The following is a 19289-nucleotide window of genomic DNA, read 5'->3' as shown; positions in this document are numbered from 1 at the left end:
ACGAGCTCACAGGGCGGGCTGCTCCGGAATAGCCGCCCCTCGGATCGCGGATTTCTTGCGGCGCAGCAGCACCCGCCGTGAGCCGTCGGTGTACAGCCGCACGCGGGTCAGCTCCCATCCGCGGTATTCGGCCTCGATGGACAACCGCGTCGAGGCGTTGATCCGGGTCAGATCGGGCGGCAGCCGTAACGGAATCCACTCGTAATCGTCGGAGAGATCCTTATCCCAACCTTCCGGCATTCGGCCGAGCTGCATCGTCGTCACGAGCCCACCGCCGCGCCGGGGATCACCTGGACACCCGCTCCTGAGCCCGACACCACATACAGGGTGCCGGAGGGTTCGTCGTAGACGAGAGAGTTCGGCTGCTGCACGGTTCGATAGCGCACCTTCTCGACGGGGATGCCGGTGGACAGATCGTAACCAACCACGGAGTTCGAGGCAGTCTGCGACACCCACGCCAGCGTCGACGATCCGGCCAGTCCGTACGGTGCGTCGCGCACCGGGTACGCCTGGCGAAGGATCAGCGGGTCCATGCCGTACACGAGCAACTGACCACCGCGCGTGTCGGCGACCAACACCCGGCCCGCCTCGTCGGCGGCCATCGTGGTGGCCCCCGCGCCGGCGCGCAGTGCGTGGTCGGCGTCGGTGCCGTCCTCGTCGAGTGCGGTCACCGATGTCTGTGCACGGTCCAGCACCACGGTGGTATTGCCTTGCGTGACAAGGTCATCGACCCGGGCGAAGATCTTCAGCTGTGCGCCGACCTCGGTATCCGAACTGAGAGTGAACACGGTGCCGTCGGCGCTACCCAGCACCAGCCTGCCGTCCGCTCGCCGCGCGATCGCAGTGAAGTCGGTCTCGTTCTGACCGTCGACGTCGACTAGGGTCGCGGTGCCCCCGGCGAGATCGACCCGGAAGTAGCCGCCGCGGGTCGACACATACACCCGGCCCTCGTCATCGCCTGTCATCGCCGTTGCCGGCCCGGGTAACGCCACGCTCCGGGTCTCGCCGCCCTTGGCAAAAGTCGTGATCATCGATTGATCGGCGGGCTGTGGGCTGAGTACGGCCAACGACTCGGTATCGGCGTCGAACACGGCGGCCTGCGCACGGTCCGCCAGTGGCCGCACCGATCCATCCGGTGCGCCCGCCGATGGAGGTGATAACGCCGCCTCAGCAGGCACGATCGTCGGCGGGGGCGCATCAACCGAGTTCGATGTGCACCCCGAAAGTCCGACAATTGCCAGCCCGATAGCCAATAAACGAAATACGTGATCTTGACTGTTTATGCGAATCGGCAAGGGGTAGCTCTCGGACGTGCGGATTGAACCTCTGTTGACCTGCAGTGTAGGCAGACGGCGCATCAACCTTTTGCATGCAAAAGGTTGCGCCTCCCTGTGCGATCGGCATGAGTAGAGTTATGGTCAATTACATGACCCTTGCCGCAGACCGGGAACTGGATGACCGAGAGTTTGCTATCGAGGATATTTCGACTGGTGTACACGCTAGCGGGTTTGGCCAGGTCGGCGACGGCCGAAGCTTTTCGTTTCATGTCGAACGGCAGTCGCTGATCGTCGAGGTCTACCGCCCGCGACTGACCGGACCGGTCCCGCAGAGCGAGGACGTCGTCGCAGCCAGCACCCGAAAGTTGATCGACATCGACCTCTCCGACCAGCGGAGCCTGGCCGCGGCCGTGCGCGATGCAGTGGCGGCAGCCCAGCCGGTGGCTCGACCGAGCCGCTGACACCGCCGCTGACGCAGTTCTCGCCGCCCCGAAGGTACGGTCGTCGTCGTGACGGACGTGGCCGCGATGTCGTGGGTCCAGGTGATCGTTCTCGCGGTACTGCAGGGCTTGACCGAATTCCTGCCGGTGTCGTCCTCGGGACACCTGGCGATCGCATCGCGTGTCTTCTTCACCCAGGACGCGGGCGCATCGTTCACCGCTGTCACCCAGCTTGGCACCGAGGTGGCGGTGCTCGTCTACTTCGCGCGTGACATCGGCCGCATCCTCAAGGCGTGGTTCAACGGACTATTCGTCGCCGCGCACCGTAGCGCCGATTACTGGCTGGGCTGGTGGGTCATCATCGGCACTATCCCGATCGGCGTGTTGGGCCTGCTGTTCAAGGACGAAATCCGAACCGGCGCACGCAATCTATGGTTGATCGCGACCGCGTTGATCGTGTTCTCGGCGGTCATTGCCGCGGCGGAGTACTACGGCCGCCAGGTACGCCGAGTCGAACAGCTCACCTGGAAGGACAGCATCATCGTCGGCCTTGCACAGTGCCTGGCTCTGGTACCCGGTGTTTCGAGATCCGGCGCGACAATCAGCGCCGGGCTGTTTCTCGGGATGGACCGTGAACTCGCCGCGCGGTTCGGCTTCCTGCTCGCCATCCCGGCGGTATTCGCATCGGGGTTGTTCTCACTGCCCGACGCATTTCATCCGGTTGGCGAGGGGATGAGCGCTACCGGTCCACAGTTGCTGGTGGCGACACTGATCGCCTTCGTCGTCGGATTCGCCGCCGTCGCATGGTTCCTACGGTTTCTGGTGCGGCACAGCATGTACTGGTTCGTCGGCTACCGCGTCCTGCTCGGCACCGTCGTGCTGATCCTGCTCGGCGCCGGGGTGGTGTCGGCGGTATGACGGTCATCCTGTTGCGCCACGGTCGATCGACGTCGAACACCGCCCACACGCTGGCCGGGCGTAGCGAGGGCGTCGACCTGGACGACAAGGGGCAGGAACAGGCCCGGGGGCTGGTGGGGCGCGTCGGGACACTTCCGATCCGCGCGATTGTCCGATCGCCACTGCTGCGGTGCGAACGCACGGTGGGTCCCTTGGCCGCCGCGTTGGGTCTGGACCCCGTTGTAGACGAGCGCATCTCCGAGGTCGACTACGGCTCATGGACGGGCCGCAAGATCGGCGATCTGGTCAAAGAGCCGCTGTGGGCGGTTGTGCAACAGCAGCCAAGCGCGGCGGTGTTTCCGGAAGGGGAAGGGCTTGCCGCAGTTCAGGCACGCGCGGTTGGCGCGGTCCGGGAGCACGACCGCCTGCTGGCCGAACAGCACAACGGCGATGTCCTATGGATCGCATGCACCCACGGCGACGTGATCAAGGCGATCGTGGCCGACGCGCTGGGAACGCATCTCGATAGTTTTCAGCGCATCACCGCCGATCCCGCGTCCATGAGTGTGATCCGTTACACGGCCGTGCGCCCGTTCGTCATCCACGTCAACCACACCGGCGATCAATTGACCGCCGGTCTGCTCGCAAAACCGGCGAAAGACGCGGCCCAGGACGCGTCGAAGGACGGTGGCGTGCCACCCGAGGACGCGGTCGTTGGTGGCTCGACCGACTAGCCGGTGCGGACCCGGGATTACGGCTGACGCCGCCGCTACCGGTATTTTGGAGATGCCATGGCCCGCGAAATTCATGTTTTCCGAACACCCGACCGCTTCGTGGCCGGGACTGTCGGGCAACCAGGAAACCGGACCTTCTATCTGCAGGCAGTCCACGACAAGCGGGTGGTGTCGGTAATTCTGGAGAAGCAGCAGGTCGCCGTGCTCGCCGAGCGGATCGCCGCACTACTGCTCGAGATCAACCGGCGCTTCGGCACCCCGGTGCCCCCGGAGACCGGCGAGGTGGACGATCTGAGCCCGTTGATCACTCCTGTCGACGCCGAATTCCGGGTCGGGACGATGGGTCTTGGCTGGGACTCGGAGGCGCAGACCGTCGTCGTCGAACTTCTCGCAGTGTCCGAGACCGAGTTCGACGCGTCTGTGGTCCTCGACGACGCCGAGGACGGTCCCGATGCCGTGCGGGTCTTCCTGACGCCCGAATCGGCGCGGCAGTTCGCGACACGCTCCACCCGAGTCATCTCGGCGGGCCGCCCGCCGTGTCCGCTGTGCGACGAACCGCTCGACCCCGAGGGCCACATCTGCGTGCGCACCAATGGCTACCTGCGTGACGCAATCACCGGTTCCGACGATGACGCCAGCGAATAGCGATCCAGATTCCGCTGTTGTAGCCAACGAGGTGCTGCGGCGCGGCGACATCACCGTCATCGGACGCATCCGCTCTGCGAGCAATGCCACCTTCCTGTGCGAGGCGCATCTCGGTGAGCAACAAGCACATTGCGTCTACAAGCCGATCGCAGGGGAGGCGCCCCTGTGGGACTTTCCCGAAGGCACTCTGGCCGGTCGCGAACTCGCCGCATACCTGGTGTCGGACGCACTGGGCTGGAACATCGTGCCCTACACCATCATTCGTGACGGCCCTGCCGGACGCGGCATGCTCCAGCTGTGGGTGGACCAGCCGGGCGAGAGCCTGACAGAGGTCGGCGACGAACCCGCGGACGGTCCGGACCTCGTCGACTTGCTACCTGCGGGTCAGGTCCCGCCCGGTTTTCTGCCGATCCTGCAGGCCTACGACTACGCCGGTGCCGAGGTGACGCTGGTGCACGCCGATGACACCCGGTTGTGGCGGATGGCCGTGTTCGACGTGTTGATCAACAACGCCGACCGCAAGGGCGGCCACATCCTGTCCGGCGTCGACGGCCAGGTATACGGCGTCGATCACGGCGTGAGTCTGCACGTGGAGGACAAACTTAGAACGGTCTTGTGGGGATGGGCGGGCAAGCCGGTCGACGACTCGACCTTGGCAGCGGTCGCTGCTCTCCGTGAGCAGCTGGGCAACGGTTTGGCGGACGTGTTGGGTGATCACATCACCGAGCGTGAGATCGCCGCTCTGCTGGCGAGAACAGCTGCGCTGCTTGATGATCCGGTGATGCCAACACCGGATCGGCGACGCCCGATCCCGTGGCCTGCGTTCTAATTCACCCTGCGCGTTTGGCGAGCAACTGTGGCCGGTGGATCAGCGTCGACTTGCCGTCCGTCGTGATCCATCCTCGTTGAACGAAGTCGCAAAGCGCCTTGTTGACACTCTCGCGGGTGGCACCCACCAGCTGTGCAATCTCAGTCTGGGTCAGATCGTGGGTGACCTGCCAGGAATCGCCGCTCTGGGTACCGAACCGCTGCGCCAGGTGCAGCAGCTCCTTGGCGACCCGGCCCGGGACGTCATCGAAGATGATGTCGAGTAGATGGTTGTTGGCGAGCCGCAACCGGCCGGCCATGAACCGCAGCAATTGCTGTGCGATCTGCGGGCGCTCCGTCATCCACACCTGTAGCGTCTCGTCGTCCACAAACGCCGTGCAGACGTTCGTGACGGCGATCGCGGTCGACGTACGAGGACACCGGTCGAGAATCGAAACGGCGCCGAGGATGTCGCCCGGCCCCCGTATCGCCAGCAGCTGCTCACGTTCGTCGGCGGAGTGGCAACAGATCTTGATCTTGCCGGCCAAGATGATGTGCAACCCGTCGGCGGGCTCGCCCTGGCGGTAGACCATCGCGCCACGCAACACCTCAACCTGGCGCAGTTGGCTGGACAACGCGGAAATGATGCCGGGGTCGAGCCCAGCCAGAAACCCCACGCGGGACAGTACCGCCGCGGTGCGCTGGGGCGTTGGCAGCTTGATGGGCTGTTTCACCGCGGCCATCACCTCCTCGAACCCCCGGGTTCGACGAGCAACAGGATTCCACTGCCGCGACGAGCTAAACCTCCGTGATCTACTTGGCCGGTGAGTGCGACCGATGCGGCACTGGCCGCCGAGGTGGCCAAAGATGCCGGTGAACTGTTGCTGGCCGTGCGCGACGAGATCGGCTTCTACGACCCCTATGACCTCGGCGACGCCGGCGACAGGCGGGCCAACACCCTGATCCTCGACCGACTGCGTGCCGAGCGACCTGACGACGCCGTGCTGTCCGAGGAGGCGACCGACGACATTTCCCGTGTTCAGGCTGATCGCGTCTGGATCGTCGACCCCGTCGACGGCACCCGCGAGTTCTCGATGCCCGGCCGAACGGATTGGGCTGTACACGTCGCACTCTGGCAGCGCGACAACGGTCCGCACGGCGGCGGCATCACCGACGCCGCCGTGGCGCTGCCCGCGCGCGGCGAGGTGTACCGCACCGACACGGTGTCCCCACCGCCGCCGCGCGCCGAGGGCCCAATCCTCATCACGGCCAGCGCCAGCCGGCCACCGCCGGTGCTGTGGTGGTTACGCGACCGCCTCGACATCAGGCTCGTGCGCATCGGGTCGGCGGGCGCCAAGGCCATGGCAGTCGTCCGCGGCGACGTCGACGCGTACCTCCACGCCGGTGGCCAGTGGGAGTGGGATTCGGCGGCGCCTGCTGGAGTGGTGGCGGCCGCCGGAATGCATGCCACCCGGCTGGACGGCTCGCCACTGATCTACAACCGAGCCGACCCCTACCTGCCCGACCTACTGATGTGCCGGGCTGAGCTGGCCGATGTGCTGCTCGAGGGCATCTTGTCGGCCTACAAGAACCGTTGACGGGAATGAATCGGCCGGTCGCGGTGTCGATCCTCCCGATGCCTAAAGTCGACGCTATGAAATCGTGGGCGGCCCCGACCGTTCCGGCTCTCGAGGGCCGCGGTCCGCAGTTGCGCCTCTACGACAGCGCTGACCGGCAGGTACGTCCGGTCACCGCAGGCGACGTCGCCACCATGTACGTCTGCGGTATCACCCCGTACGACGCGACCCACCTGGGCCACGCTGCCACCTACCTGACGTTCGATCTGGTCTACCGGGTGTGGCTGGACTCCGGCCATCAGGTGCATTACGTGCAGAACATCACCGACGTCGACGACCCGCTGTTCGAACGGGCCGAGCGCGACGGCATCGGCTGGCGCGAGCTGGGCGACCGGGAGACCCAGCTGTTCCGCGAGGACATGGCGGCCCTGCGGGTGCTGCCCCCGCACGATTACGTTGCGGCCACCGAGGCGATCGCTGAGGTCATCGAGGTCGTCGAAAAGCTGCTGGCCGCGGGCTCGGCCTACATCGCCGATGACGTTGAATACCCCGACGTCTACTTCCGCGCCGACGCCACGCCCCAGTTCGGTTACGAATCGGGCTATGACCGCGACACCATGATGCGGCTCTTCGCCGAGCGCGGCGGCGACCCCGACCGGTCCGGCAAGGGCGACGCCCTCGACGCGTTGTTGTGGCGGGCCGAGCGTCCCGGTGAACCGAGCTGGCCATCGCCATTCGGCGCCGGGCGGCCCGGCTGGCACGTCGAATGCGCCGCGATTGCGCTGAGCCGCATCGGCACCGATCTGGATATCCAGGGCGGCGGGTCTGATCTGATATTTCCGCACCATGAGTTCTCCGCCGCACATGCCGAATCCGTCACGGGGGAGCGGCGATTTGCGCGCCATTACGTGCACGCGGGCATGATCGGCTGGGACGGGCACAAGATGAGCAAGAGCCGGGGCAACCTGGTGCTGGTGTCGCGGTTGCGCGCCGATGGCGTCGATCCCGCGGCTATCCGGTTGGGTCTGTTTGCGGGCCATTACCGCGCCGACCGCTCCTGGAGTCAGGCCGTTCTCGACGAGGCCAACGACCGGTTGCAGCGCTGGCGCCGCGCTGCCGCGATGCCTGCCGGGCCTGATGCGGGTGACGTGGTGGCCCGCGTCCGCCGCTATCTGGCCGACGATCTTGATACCCCGAAAGCGCTTGCTGCACTTGATGGTTGGACCACGGATGCGCTCACCTATGGCGGACACGATCCCGAGGCGCCGCGGGTGGTGGCCGCGGCTGTCGACACGCTGCTCGGTATCAAGCTGTAGATCATGCTCGTGCCGTCGGCGCGCAGAGTACGTTTGACCGACATGAGTTCACTCAGCGGTAAAGTCGTCCTCATCACCGGTGGTGCGAACGGTATCGGCGCGGACGTGGCCCGACGCCTGCACAGCAAGGGCGCCAATCTGGTACTGACCGACCTGGACAAAGGCCTTCTCGATGAGCTGGCGGCCAAGTTGGGCGGTGACCGGGTCCTTACTGTCGTTGCCGACGTCCGCGATCTGGCAGCCATGCAGGCCGCCGTCGCTGTCGGCGTGGAGCGGTTCGGCGGGATCGACGTCGTGATGGCCAATGCCGGAATCGCGACCACCGGGTCCGTCCTCGGCGTCGATCCGGCCGCGTTCAAAACATTGATCGATGTGAACGTCATGGGGGTCTTTCACACTGTGCGCGCGGCGCTGCCGTCGGTGATCGAGCGTCGCGGCTACGTGCTGATCGTGTCATCGGCGGCCGCCTACGCCGCCGCCGCGGGCATGGTGCCCTACGACACCTCGAAGGCCGGAGTCGAACACTTCGCCAATGCTTTGCGCATGGAGGTCGCGCACCGTGGGGTGGCCGTCGGATCGGCGCACATGCTGTGGATCGACACGCCGATGGTCCGCGAGGGCAAAGCCGATTCGGAGGCTTTCCGGGAGATGCTGCGAAGACTGCCAGGACCGTTGGGTAAAACCACATCGATCGACAAGTGCGGTGAGATCTTCGTGGCGGGTATCGAGAACCGCAAACGTCAGATCAACTGCCCGCGCTTCGTCGGGCTCCTACGGTGGTTGAAGCCAGTGCTGTCTTCCCGGCTGGGCGAATCGCTCACGATGAAGCATGTTCCAGAGCTGTTGCCGATGATGGACGCGGAAGCCGTGGCCCTCGGCCGAAGCGTGAGTGCTCGTACCGAGGCATTGGAGAAGTAGTGCGGCGTTGCATTGCGATCGTTGTTGCATCGCTCATGCTGTTGGCGGGCTGTAGCACCAGCAAGGACGAGGAGGCTGCGACGTCGACGCCACCACCGACTCCTGCTGCCGTCACACCTGAGCAGACCCGCGCCATCGCCAAAGAGGCTTACGTCTACGGCTTCCCGATGGTCGACAACTACCGGGTGATGTACTCCTACTTCGTCAACAAAGACGATCCCGAGTACAAGGGTTCTTGGAACGAAATACATAGCAGCGCAGAGGTGTACACACCTGAGGACAAGGCGGTCCAAACGCCGAATTCCGACACGCCGTACTCCGCCGTCGGCGCCGATCTACGCGCCGAACCGCTGGTGCTGACGGTTCCTCCCATCGAGCAGGACCGCTACTACTCTCTTCAGTTCGTCGACCTCTACACCTACAACATGGCCTACGTAGGAAGTCGCACGACGGGCAACGGCGGAGGGAAATATCTTCTGGCTGGCCCGAATTGGCAGGGCGAGAAGCCTGAGGGCATCAACGAGGTCATAAAGTCCGACACCGATCTCGCATTGGTGCTGTATCGCACCCAACTGTTCGGGCCCTCGGATATCGACCAGGTCAAGAAGATCCAAGCCGGCTACCAGGTGACACCACTGTCGGTGTTCCTCAATCAACCACCGCCTGCGCCCGCCCCATCGATCGACTTCGTCCCGCCGCTGACCCGCGATCAGCAGAAGACCTCGCCGCAGTTCTTCGAGATCCTGAATTTCCTGCTTGGATTCGCGCCGACGCCGCCCGCGGAGGAGCAGTTGCGCGCCCGTTTCGCCACCATCGGCATTCGCCCCGACGGAGATTTCGACGCCAACAAGTTGACGCCGGAGACGAGAACCGCGGTCGAGGGCGGAATGGCCGACGCCTGGGCCGAACTGGATACCCTCAAGCAAGAGAAGATGGACACCGGCGAAGTGGGCTCGGCTCAATTCTTCGGTACCGCAGCCGATCTCAAGGGCAATTATCTCTACCGAATGGCGGGCGCAGCCTTCGGTATCTATGGCAACACCGCCGACGAAGCGATCTATCCGGGTGCGAGCATCGACTCCGCTGGTGCGCCGCTGACCGGCGCCAACAACTACATCTATCGGTTCGCCAAGGATCAACTTCCGCCCGTCAATGCATTCTGGTCGCTGACCATGTACGAGCTTCCGCAGAGCCTGCTGGTCGAGAACCCGATGAAGCGCTACCTCGTCAACTCGCCGATGCTGCCCAGCCTGGTGCCCGACTCCGACGGCGGCTACACGATCTATCTTCAGCACGCGTCGCCGGGAATCGAGAAGGAATCCAACTGGCTACCGGCGCCCGAGGGCCCGTTTCAGGTGGTGCTGCGGCTGTACTGGCCCAAACCCGATGCGCTCAACGGAGTCTGGAAGGCGCCTTCACCCGAAAAGGTTTGACCTAGCGCCCGCTGTGCTGGTTCTTCGGGCTAGCGCCCGCTGTGCTGGTTCTTCGGGCTAGCGCCCGCTGTGCTGGTTCTTCGGGCTAGCGCCCGAAGCCCGGCCCGCGTCGGCGTAGATAGCGCTCGAACTCGGCGGCCAGGGCATCGCCGTCGATCTTGCCGACCGCCTCGTGCATGTCTACTTCGGCGTCGCCGCGTTCTTCCAGCGACTGCACGTATTCAGCGATGTCGTCGTCCTCGGTCGTCATCTCGGACACCGCCAGCTCCCACTCCTCGGCCTGCGTAGGCAGGTCGGCAAGTGGCACCTCGATGTCGAGGACGTCCTCGACGCGACGCAGCAGCGCCACGGTGGCCTTGGGGCTCGGCGGCTGCGACACGTAGTGGGGGACAGCCGCCCAGAACGTCACCGCGGGGATACCGGCTTGCACACACGCGTCCTGGAATACGCCGGCGATACCTGTCGGGCCCTCATAGCGCGTCTCCTCCAGCCCGAACATCTTCGCCGAGTCGGACGAGTACGCCGCGCCGGACACCGGCACCGGGCGAGTGTGCGGGGTGTCGGCGAGCAGCGCACCCAGGATGACGACCGTCTGCACGTTGAGCTTGTCGGCGATCGCCAACAACTCGGCACAGAACGTGCGCCAGCGCATATTGGGCTCGACGCCGTGCATCAGCACGATGTCGCGGTTCGACCCGGGGGGGCGGCAGTGCGAGATCCGCATCGACGGCCACACCAACTCGCGGGTCACGCCGTCGACCTGCCGAATCACCGGCCGGTTGACCTGGTAGTCGTAGTAGGCCTCGTCGTCGATCTCAACGATCGGCTCGGCCTCCCAGATCGCATCCAGATGCTCCAGCGCGTCGCTCGCCGCATCACCGGCGTCATTCCAGCCTTCGAAGGCCGCGACGACGATGGTGTCGTTGAGTTCGGGCATGTCCGGACCGGCCACCAGCCAAGCGTAAGCCCTGCCGGGCACCCGCGAGTGTCATCGCCAAGCGGGTCGCGGCACCGAATTGGACGTCCCAGCCGTCGATCAAGTGACGACGGTAGACTTTTCTCCGTCGAGAGGCGTTGCAACGGTTCGCCGGTGTCTGCCGGCATCCGCCACGCTCGGCAGAGTTAAGGACGCCTTCCGCTACGGAAGGAGTGCACGTGGACGTCCTCGAGCCCGGCAACTTTGAGCCGAATATCCGCCCCGATTGCACCGAGGAACTGACGGCGGCTCTGGGCCGGCGGATCATCGTGATCGACGGCGCGATGGGCACGGCGATTCAGCGCGACCGGCCGGACGAGGCCGGTTACCGCGGCGATCGCTTCACGGAGTGGCCGACAGCGCTTCAGGGCAACAACGACCTGCTCAACCTGACGCAGCCGCAGATCATCGAGGGTATCCACCGCGAGTACCTCGAGGCGGGCGCCGACATCCTGGAGACCAACACGTTCAATGCGAACGCGGTCTCGCTCTCCGACTACGACATGCACGAGCTGGCCTACGAGCTGAATTACTCCGGAGCTGCCCTGGCGCGCAAGGCGGCCGACGAGTTCAGCACGCCGGAGAAACCCCGCTACGTCGCCGGCGCCATCGGGCCGACGACGCGGACCGCGTCGATCTCCCCGGACGTCAACGATCCTGGCGCCCGCAATGTCTCCTACGACCAGCTGGTTGCCGCCTACCTCGAAGCTGCCAACGGCCTGGTCGACGGTGGTTCCGACATCATCATCATCGAGACGATCTTCGATTCGCTGAACGCCAAGGCGGCGGTGTTCGCCGTCGAGACGCTGTTCGACGAACGCGGAAGACGCTGGCCGGTAATCATCTCGGGCACCATCACCGACGCGTCCGGGCGGACGTTGTCCGGACAGGTCACCGAAGCATTCTGGAACGCGATCAGGCACGCAAAGCCGCTCGCGGTCGGCCTGAACTGCGCCCTCGGTGCGCCGGAGATGAGGCCCTACATCGCCGAGGTGGCACGGATCGCGGACACCTATGTCTCCTGCTACCCGAACGCCGGCCTGCCCAACGCCTTCGGCGAATACGATGAGTCCCCGGAGGCTCAGGCTGGCTACATCGCCGAGTTCGCCGAGGCCGGCCTGGTCAACCTGGTCGGTGGGTGCTGCGGAACGGCTCCACCACACATCGCCGAGATCGCCAAGGTCGTCGAGGGCAAGACGCCGCGCGCGCTGCCGGAGATCCCGGTGGCCACCCGCCTCTCAGGCCTGGAGCCGCTCAACATCAACGACGACTCGCTGTTCGTGAACATCGGTGAGCGCACGAACATCACCGGTTCCGCCCGGTTCCGAAATCTCATCAAGGCCGAGGACTACGACACCGCGCTGTCGGTCGCCCTGCAGCAGGTCGAGGTCGGTGCTCAGGTCATCGACATCAACATGGACGAGGGCATGATCGACGGCGTCGCCGCGATGGACCGGTTCACGAAGCTGATCGCGGCCGAGCCCGACATCAGCCGAGTCCCGGTGATGATCGACTCCTCCAAGTGGGAGGTCATCGAGGCCGGCCTGAAGAACGTGCAGGGTAAGCCGATCGTCAACTCGATCTCCATGAAGGAGGGCGAGGAGAAGTTCATCCGCGAAGCACGGCTGTGCCGCAAGTACGGCGCCGCCGTCGTGGTGATGGCCTTCGACGAGCAGGGACAGGCCGACAACCTGGAACGCCGTAAGGAGATCTGCGGACGCGCGTACCGGATCCTGACCGAAGAGGTCGGCTTCCCGGCCGAGGACATCATCTTCGACCCGAACTGCTTCGCGCTGGCGACCGGTATCGAGGAGCACGCGACGTACGGGATCGACTTCATCGAGGCCTGCGCCTGGATCAAGGAGAACCTGCCCGGCGTGCACATCTCCGGCGGTATCTCGAACGTCTCGTTCTCGTTCCGCGGCAACAACCCGGTCCGCGAGGCGATCCACGCGGTGTTCCTGTTCCACGCCATCAAGGCCGGCCTGGACATGGGCATCGTCAACGCGGGTGCGCTGGTGCCCTACGACTCGATCGACCCGGAGCTGCGGGACCGAATCGAGGACGTCGTCTTGAACCGTCGCGAGGACGCGGCCGAACGGCTCCTGGAAATCGCCGAACGGTTCAACAAGTCCGAGAAATCAGAGGATCCGGCCGCCGCGGAGTGGCGCAGCCTTCCGGTCCGCGAACGGATCACACACGCGCTGGTCAAGGGCATCGACGCCGACGTCGAGACCGACACCGAGGAATTGCGGGCCGAGATCGCCGGAGCAGGTGGTCGGCCGATCGAGGTGATCGAGGGACCGCTGATGGACGGCATGAACGTCGTCGGTGACCTGTTCGGCGCAGGCAAGATGTTCCTTCCGCAGGTGGTCAAGTCGGCCCGGGTGATGAAGAAGGCCGTCGCGTACCTGCTGCCGTACATCGAGGCGGAGAAGGAGGAGGCCGGGACAACCGGGTCCAAGGACACCAACGGCACGATCATCATGGCGACCGTGAAGGGCGACGTCCACGACATCGGCAAGAACATCGTCGGGGTCGTCTTGCAGTGCAACAACTTCGAGGTGATCGACCTCGGTGTAATGGTGCCCGCCCAGAAGATCCTGGACGCGGCGAAGGAGCACGATGCCGACATCATCGGGCTGTCCGGCCTGATCACCCCGTCCCTGGACGAAATGGTCAACTTCGCCGTCGAGATGGAGCGTCAGGGGCTGGACATTCCGCTGCTGATCGGTGGCGCGACCACTTCGCGCGCCCACACGGCGGTGAAGGTGTCGCCACGACGTAGCGGTCCGGTGGTCTGGGTCAAGGACGCGTCCCGCTCGGTGCCGGTCGCGGCTGCGCTCCTCGACGACAAGCAGCGTCCAGCGCTGCTGGAAGCCACCGAGACCGACTACGCAGCGCTGCGCGAACGGCACGCCCAGAAGAGCGAGCGGCCGATGCTGACGCTGGAGAAGGCCCGTGCGAACCGGACGCCGATCGAATGGGACGGCTACACGCCGCCGTTGCCCGCGCAAGGTGTGGGAGTGCGAGAATTTCTCGACTACGACCTCGCCGAGCTGCGCGAGTACATCGACTGGCAGCCGTTCTTCAATGCCTGGGAGATGAAGGGCAGGTTCCCCGACATCCTCAACAACCCGGTCTCGGGCGAGACCGCCCGCAAGCTCTACGACGACGCCCAGGAGATGCTCGACACCCTGATCAAGGAGAAGTGGCTGACGGCCAACGGGGTGATCGGCTTCTTCCCGGCGAACGCCGTCGGTGACGACGCCGAGGTGTACACCGACGAAACGCGTACCGAGGTGTTGACCACGTTGCGCAATCTGCGCCAGCAGGGCGAGCACCGGGCCGGTATCCCGAATCGGAGCCTCGGCGACTACATCGCCCCCAAAGAAACGGGTCTCCGGGATTATGTCGGCGCCTTCGCCGTCACCACGGGGCTCGGCAGTCAAGAGAAGATCGTCGAGTTCAAGGCGGCCAACGACGACTACAACGCGATCCTGCTGGAGTCGCTCGCCGACCGGCTGGCCGAGGCGTTCGCCGAACGGATGCACCAACGGGTCCGCAAGGAGTTCTGGGGATTCCAGCCTGACGAGCAGTTGGACAACGAGGCGCTCATCGGTGAGAAGTACGTGGGAATCCGCCCCGCCCCCGGCTACCCGGCCTGCCCAGAGCACACCGAGAAGGCGACGCTCTGGGAGCTGATGGATGTCAAGGAGCGGACCGGCATCGAGCTGACCGAGTCGATGGCGATGTGGCCCGGAGCCGCCGTCAGCGGCTGGTACTTCTCGCATCCGCAGTCGCAGTACTTCGTGGTCGGCCGGATAGCCCAGGACCAGGTTGCCGACTACGCGAAGCGCAAGGGCTGGACACTGCAGGAAGCCGAGCGCTGGCTGGCCCCCAACCTCGGATACAACCCGGAGGACTGAGCTCTACATGCGCCCAAGCGGTATCGGCGTGACGCTGAGTCAGGAGAACAGTTCTGCGTTGCGCGCCGCCCACTGCGTGACCGATTCGGCCGGCGTGCCGGTGAGCTCGGCGACCAGCTGGTTAGCCAGTTGGGGTTCGCCCAGACCGGTCTCGATCTGGTCCAGGTACCAGCGTGCGTATTCGCCCATAATCGGTTGCAATGCTGCTTCGCCATCGGCTCTGCTGCACTGTGCGAAGACGACGTCGACACCGATGCCCACGCCGATCTGTTCGGCGATCTGCGCGCGGGTCAGCGCGTCAGGGCCGGTGATCGGATACGTCTTTCCGTAGTGCGACTCGTCAGGTCGGACCAGTAGCCTAGCGGCGACTCGGGCGATGTCGTCCATGGAGATTGGCGCCTCGATCACCGACGGGTACGGGTCGCGAACGGTGTGTGTCGCTTTGATCTGCTCGGACCAGATCGTGAAGTTGTCGGTGAACTCGCCGGGGCCGAGTTGGGTGTTGACGAGGCCGGACGCTGAGATGGCGTCAGCGTGTTCCTGCCAATCGCCGGCACCCGACAGTGCCACCACGTATTCCACGCCGGCCCGCTTGAACAGGTCGAGCGTGACATCCAGTGTTCTGGGCAGCGGCGCCAGATACAAGCTTTCGACTCCGTCCAGCGCGGCAGGCAGGGACTCGGGATCGCCAAGATAACCGGTGATCGCAGTCACGCCGTCGGGCAGCTGCGCCCTGGCAGGATCTCTGGTCAGCGCGCGGATGTCGTTGGCACCCAAGTTGATCAGATGATTCACCATGAGGCGGCCGATGTTTCCTGTGGCTCCGGTCACAAGAATGGTCATGTTTTCACCGTACGTGGGACGCGTGACACAATCATGTGCATGAAAGCGGTGCTGTTCGACATGGACGGCACGCTTGTCGACTCCGAGAAGCTCTGGGACATCTCGTTGACCGCGCTCTATGAGTACCACGGTGGGCGCCTCACCCCCGAGGTCCGCGCCTCGATGGTGGGCGGGTCGGCCGAGGACACCATCCGCACCGTCTATACCGACCTGGGTCTGGAACCCGATCCGGCGGCAATGGCGGAGTCTGACCGATGGCTGCACGAATACACAGCGGAGTTGTTCGACGGCGGGCTGCCGTGGTGCGCAGGTGCGCGTGAGTTGTTGGAAGCCCTTGCGGCCGAACGGACTCCGATGGCGCTGGTCACCAACACACAGCGAGCGCTGACCGAGCGTGCCCTGAAAAGCATTGGTGAGCACTATTTTTCGGCGTCGGTATGCGGCGACGAAGTGCCGCAGGGCAAGCCGGCGCCCGACGCCTATGAGCGGGCGGCCGCGCTACTCGGGCTGGACCCGTCAGAGTGCCTGGCGGTCGAGGACTCGGTCACCGGCACCGCCGCGGCCGAAAGCGCGGGGTGCCCGGTGCTGGTGGTACCCAATGACGTCGAAGTGCCCGCAGGACGGCGGCGGGCACATTTGAGTTCGCTGACCGGGGTCGGGGTCGCCGATCTCCGCCAGGTCTACGTCGACCTCAGCCGTGGCATCGGAGAACGCTCGGCGTAAGTCCACCCGCAGCGCGCTTGCCAGTGGTAAGACGGGGGTACTCAAGTGACCCGGATCACGCAACGCTGCGAAAGGGACGCCCATGGCAGGCTCCAATGCCCCCGTCGGGGACGAATCCTCACTACCGATCGCCGACGATGATTTTTCATCGGGCGGGACTGCCGTACGAATCGCTTCGGTAGCCGCACTGGGTGGCCTGCTGTTCGGTTACGACAGTGCGGTGATCAACGGCGCGGTGGACTCGATCCAAGAGGATTTCGGCATCGGCAACGCTGAGCTCGGTTTCGCGGTGGCATCGGCACTGCTGGGAGCCGCGGCCGGGGCCATGACCGCCGGACGGATCGCCGACATGATCGGCCGCATCTCGGTCATGAAGATTGCGGCGGTGCTCTTCCTCGTCAGCGCCTTCGGAACGGGCTTCGCGCATGAGGTGTGGTCGGTCGTTCTGTTCCGCATCGTCGGCGGCATCGGCGTCGGCGTGGCCTCGGTCATCGCGCCTGCCTACATCGCCGAGACATCGCCGCCGCGGATCCGTGGCCGATTGGGATCGTTGCAGCAGCTGGCCATCGTGTTGGGCATCTTTGCTTCCTTCGTTGTCAACTGGCTGTTGCAATGGGCAGCGGGCGGCCCCAACGAGGTGCTGTGGTTCGGGCTCGACGCGTGGCGCTGGATGTTCCTCGCGATGGCGCTCCCTGCCATCGTGTACGGGGTGCTGGCGTTCACCATTCCCGAGTCACCACGGTATCTCGTTGCCAGCCACAAGATTCCGGAAGCGCGCAGGGTGCTGAGCATGCTGCTCGGCGAGAAGAACCTGGAAATCACGATCGATCGCATCAAGGAGACACTGGAGCGCGAGGACAAGCCGTCGCTGCGCGATCTGAAGAAGCCGACCGGCGGCATCTACGGCATCGTGTGGGTGGGCCTCGGGTTGTCGATCTTCCAACAGTTCGTCGGCATCAACGTGATCTTCTACTACTCGAACGTGCTGTGGCAGGCGGTCGGGTTCAGCGCCGACGAGTCGGCGGTCTATACCGTGATCACCTCGGTCATCAACGTGCTGACGACGCTGATCGCCATCGCGCTGATCGACAAGATCGGGCGCAAGCCGCTGCTGCTCATCGGGTCGTCGGGTATGGCCGTCACGCTCATCACGATGTCCGTCATCTTCGCGAACGCGACTGTCGGCCCCGACGGCAATCCGAGCCTTCCAGGAGCTTCCGGGGTGATCGCGTTGATCGCGGCCAACCTGTTCGTGGTGGCATTCGGCATGTCCTGGGGGCCGGTGGTCTGGGTGCTGCTCGGCGAGATGTTCCCCAACCGCATCCGCGCTGCGGCGCTCGGCATCGCCGCGGCAGGTCAATGGGCGGCCAACTGGCTCATCACGGTCACGTTCCCGGGGCTGCGCGAGCATCTCGGTTTGGCCTACGGGTTTTATGGGCTCTGCGCCGTGCTATCGGGCCTCTTCGTATGGCGTTGGGTGATGGAGACCAAGGGTGTATCGCTGGAGGACATGCACGGCGAGATCCTGCACCAGCATTCACCCAAGGCCTCCACCTGAGCGCAGGTACCGCGACGAAACCGCCGTGACTTTGCCGGCGGCGTCGTGACACAATCGCGTCCCGTGAAGACCTTCGACGCACTGTTCGCCGAACTGAGCGAGCGTGCGCGGACCCGGCCGCCGGGTAGCGGCACGGTCGCCGCGCTGGACGGTGGCGTGCACGGGCTCGGTAAGAAGATCCTCGAAGAGGCCGGCGAGGTGTGGCTGGCTGCCGAACACGAGGGCGACGAGGCGCTGGCCGACGAAATCAGCCAGCTGCTGTATTGGACGCAGGTGCTGATGATCTCCCGCGGTCTGACCCTCGAAGACGTCTACTCGAAGCTATGACCGACATGTTGCGCGTCGCCGTTCCCAACAAGGGTGCCCTGAGCGAGGCCGCCGCCGAGATCCTGTCCGAGGCGGGCTATCGCAGGCGCCGGGACCAGAAGGACCTGACCGTCATCGACCGGGCGAATGGCGTCGAGTTCTTCTTCTTGCGTCCCAAGGACATCGCGATCTACGTCGGCTCGGGCCAGCTGGACTTGGGGATCACCGGTCGCGACCTAGCCGCTGACTCCGACGCGCCGGTGCGGGAGCGACTGGCGCTCGGTTTCGGGAATTCGACATTCCGCTACGCAGGCCCGATCGGCCGGGACTGGGCCGCCACCGACCTGACGGGCAAGCGGATCGCCACATCGTTTCCGAATCTGGTACGGAAAGACCTCGCGGCCAAGGGAATCGATGCCACAGTGATACGCCTCGATGGCGCCGTAGAGATTTCTGTGCAACTGGGCGTTGCCGATGTGATTGCCGACGTCGTCGGATCCGGCCGGACGCTCGCGTTACATGATCTGGTGGCTTTCGGTGACCCGCTGTGCGACTCCGAAGCCGTATTGATCGAAGGCGCCGAGGCCGGGAACTCCGCGGCCCGTGACCAACTGGCCGCACGCGTACAGGGTGTGGTGTTCGGACAGCAGTATCTGATGCTCGACTACGACTGCCCGCGCACCGTGCTCGACGAGGCCACCGCCGTCACACCTGGACTGGAGTCGCCGACCATCGCCCCGCTTGCCGATCCGGCATGGGTGGCTGTGCGCGCCCTGGTGCCGCGGCGCGAGGTCAACACAATCATGGACAAACTCGCGGCGATCGGCGCCAAGGCGATCCTGGCATCCGACATTCGGTTCTGCCGCTTCTGATTCAACAGGTCATGACGCAGCACCCGTGTTAGCGTCCG

Annotated in this window: 19 protein-coding genes; 14 read left to right on the top strand and 5 right to left on the bottom strand. The window is 65.1% G+C overall.

Going from position 1 to position 19289, the window contains the following annotated elements:
- Positions 1 to 6 precede the first annotated feature (6 nt).
- A complete protein-coding gene (locus tag CSQ99_RS02545; RefSeq protein WP_425437757.1) occupies positions 7 to 264 on the bottom strand; it encodes a DUF5703 family protein in 258 nt (85 codons plus the stop codon).
- Positions 261 to 1295 (bottom strand): YncE family protein, encoded by a 1035-nt coding sequence (locus CSQ99_RS02540; protein WP_425437756.1) that lies wholly within the window; start codon positions 1293 to 1295, stop codon positions 261 to 263. The genes CSQ99_RS02545 and CSQ99_RS02540 overlap by 4 nt, the downstream gene beginning before the upstream one ends.
- A gap of 131 nt (positions 1296 to 1426) precedes the next feature.
- Between CSQ99_RS02540 and CSQ99_RS02535 the strand changes: the two genes are divergently transcribed.
- From CSQ99_RS02535 to CSQ99_RS02515, 5 genes are all read left to right on the top strand, one after another.
- The gene (locus CSQ99_RS02535; RefSeq protein ID WP_099037613.1) at positions 1427 to 1738 is read left to right on the top strand and encodes a hypothetical protein; all 312 of its coding nucleotides are present in this window, start codon (positions 1427 to 1429) and stop codon (positions 1736 to 1738) included.
- Between the two features lie 66 nt (positions 1739 to 1804).
- On the top strand, positions 1805 to 2635 hold the full coding sequence (locus CSQ99_RS02530) for an undecaprenyl-diphosphate phosphatase (protein WP_099037612.1): 831 nt from the start codon (positions 1805 to 1807) through the stop codon (positions 2633 to 2635).
- Positions 2632 to 3348 carry a histidine phosphatase family protein gene (locus CSQ99_RS02525; protein WP_099037467.1) on the top strand — a complete coding sequence of 239 codons (717 nt, stop codon included), beginning with the start codon at positions 2632 to 2634 and terminating at the stop codon, positions 3346 to 3348. The genes CSQ99_RS02530 and CSQ99_RS02525 overlap by 4 nt, the downstream gene beginning before the upstream one ends.
- Positions 3349 to 3405: 57 nt before the next feature.
- Complete coding sequence (locus CSQ99_RS02520) at positions 3406 to 3993, top strand: DUF3090 domain-containing protein (protein WP_099037466.1); 588 nt, start codon at positions 3406 to 3408, stop codon at positions 3991 to 3993.
- Positions 3977 to 4822 (top strand): SCO1664 family protein, encoded by an 846-nt coding sequence (locus CSQ99_RS02515; protein ID WP_099037465.1) that lies wholly within the window; start codon positions 3977 to 3979, stop codon positions 4820 to 4822. Before CSQ99_RS02520 ends, CSQ99_RS02515 begins: the two co-directional genes overlap by 17 nt.
- A gap of 1 nt (position 4823) precedes the next feature.
- Here CSQ99_RS02515 and CSQ99_RS02510 read toward each other — a convergent pair whose 3' ends face one another.
- The gene (locus tag CSQ99_RS02510) at positions 4824 to 5516 is read right to left on the bottom strand and encodes a Crp/Fnr family transcriptional regulator (RefSeq protein ID WP_245908651.1); all 693 of its coding nucleotides are present in this window, start codon (positions 5514 to 5516) and stop codon (positions 4824 to 4826) included.
- 108 nt (positions 5517 to 5624) lie between these two features.
- On the opposite strand from CSQ99_RS02510, the gene CSQ99_RS02505 reads away from it, so the two are divergent.
- Genes CSQ99_RS02505 through CSQ99_RS02490 form a run of 4 tightly spaced genes read left to right on the top strand, consistent with a single transcriptional unit; the run spans position 5625 to position 10044 of the window.
- Positions 5625 to 6398, top strand: a complete 774-nt coding sequence (locus CSQ99_RS02505) for a 3'(2'),5'-bisphosphate nucleotidase CysQ (RefSeq protein WP_099037463.1) — start codon at positions 5625 to 5627, stop codon at positions 6396 to 6398.
- A 56-nt stretch (positions 6399 to 6454) separates the two neighbouring features.
- Positions 6455 to 7693, top strand: coding sequence for a cysteine--1-D-myo-inosityl 2-amino-2-deoxy-alpha-D-glucopyranoside ligase (gene mshC / locus CSQ99_RS02500; RefSeq protein ID WP_176560837.1), 1239 nt, complete (start codon positions 6455 to 6457; stop codon positions 7691 to 7693).
- 42 nt (positions 7694 to 7735) lie between these two features.
- Positions 7736 to 8611 (top strand): SDR family oxidoreductase, encoded by an 876-nt coding sequence (locus CSQ99_RS02495; RefSeq protein ID WP_099037611.1) that lies wholly within the window; start codon positions 7736 to 7738, stop codon positions 8609 to 8611.
- 35 nt (positions 8612 to 8646) lie between these two features.
- Positions 8647 to 10044 (top strand): DUF1254 domain-containing protein, encoded by a 1398-nt coding sequence (locus CSQ99_RS02490; protein ID WP_099037461.1) that lies wholly within the window; start codon positions 8647 to 8649, stop codon positions 10042 to 10044.
- 85 nt (positions 10045 to 10129) lie between these two features.
- On the opposite strand, the gene CSQ99_RS02485 is transcribed toward CSQ99_RS02490, so the two are convergent.
- Positions 10130 to 10981 (bottom strand): PAC2 family protein, encoded by an 852-nt coding sequence (locus CSQ99_RS02485; protein ID WP_099037610.1) that lies wholly within the window; start codon positions 10979 to 10981, stop codon positions 10130 to 10132.
- A gap of 323 nt (positions 10982 to 11304) precedes the next feature.
- Here CSQ99_RS02485 and metH point away from each other — a divergent pair, with 323 nt between their 5' ends.
- Entirely contained in the window at positions 11305 to 14949 is a 3645-nt protein-coding gene (gene metH / locus CSQ99_RS02480) for a methionine synthase (protein WP_245908649.1), read from the top strand.
- A 39-nt stretch (positions 14950 to 14988) separates the two neighbouring features.
- Here the strand turns inward: metH and CSQ99_RS02475 are convergent, their stop codons facing one another.
- Complete coding sequence (locus CSQ99_RS02475) at positions 14989 to 15792, bottom strand: NAD(P)H-binding protein (protein ID WP_099037460.1); 804 nt, start codon at positions 15790 to 15792, stop codon at positions 14989 to 14991.
- Positions 15793 to 15831: 39 nt separating this feature from the next.
- On the opposite strand from CSQ99_RS02475, the gene CSQ99_RS02470 reads away from it, so the two are divergent.
- The 4 genes from CSQ99_RS02470 to hisG all read left to right on the top strand — a co-directional run bounded on the left by CSQ99_RS02470 (position 15832) and on the right by hisG (position 19251).
- Positions 15832 to 16515 carry an HAD family hydrolase gene (locus CSQ99_RS02470; protein ID WP_099037459.1) on the top strand — a complete coding sequence of 228 codons (684 nt, stop codon included), beginning with the start codon at positions 15832 to 15834 and terminating at the stop codon, positions 16513 to 16515.
- Positions 16516 to 16597: 82 nt separating this feature from the next.
- Entirely contained in the window at positions 16598 to 18073 is a 1476-nt protein-coding gene (locus CSQ99_RS02465; protein WP_099037458.1) for a sugar porter family MFS transporter, read from the top strand.
- A gap of 45 nt (positions 18074 to 18118) precedes the next feature.
- Positions 18119 to 18400: a phosphoribosyl-ATP diphosphatase gene (locus tag CSQ99_RS02460; RefSeq protein ID WP_099037457.1), complete on the top strand. Its 282-nt coding sequence runs from the start codon at positions 18119 to 18121 to the stop codon at positions 18398 to 18400.
- 5 nt (positions 18401 to 18405) lie between these two features.
- A complete protein-coding gene (gene hisG / locus CSQ99_RS02455) occupies positions 18406 to 19251 on the top strand; it encodes an ATP phosphoribosyltransferase (protein WP_099037608.1) in 846 nt (281 codons plus the stop codon).
- The last annotated feature ends 38 nt before the right edge of the window (positions 19252 to 19289 follow it).

This window comes from Mycobacterium neglectum (assembly GCF_002591975.1).
GTDB lineage: Bacteria > Actinomycetota > Actinomycetes > Mycobacteriales > Mycobacteriaceae > Mycobacterium > Mycobacterium neglectum.
Note: the sequence above shows the minus strand (reverse complement) of the source record. Positions and strands in the feature narration are given on the sequence as shown.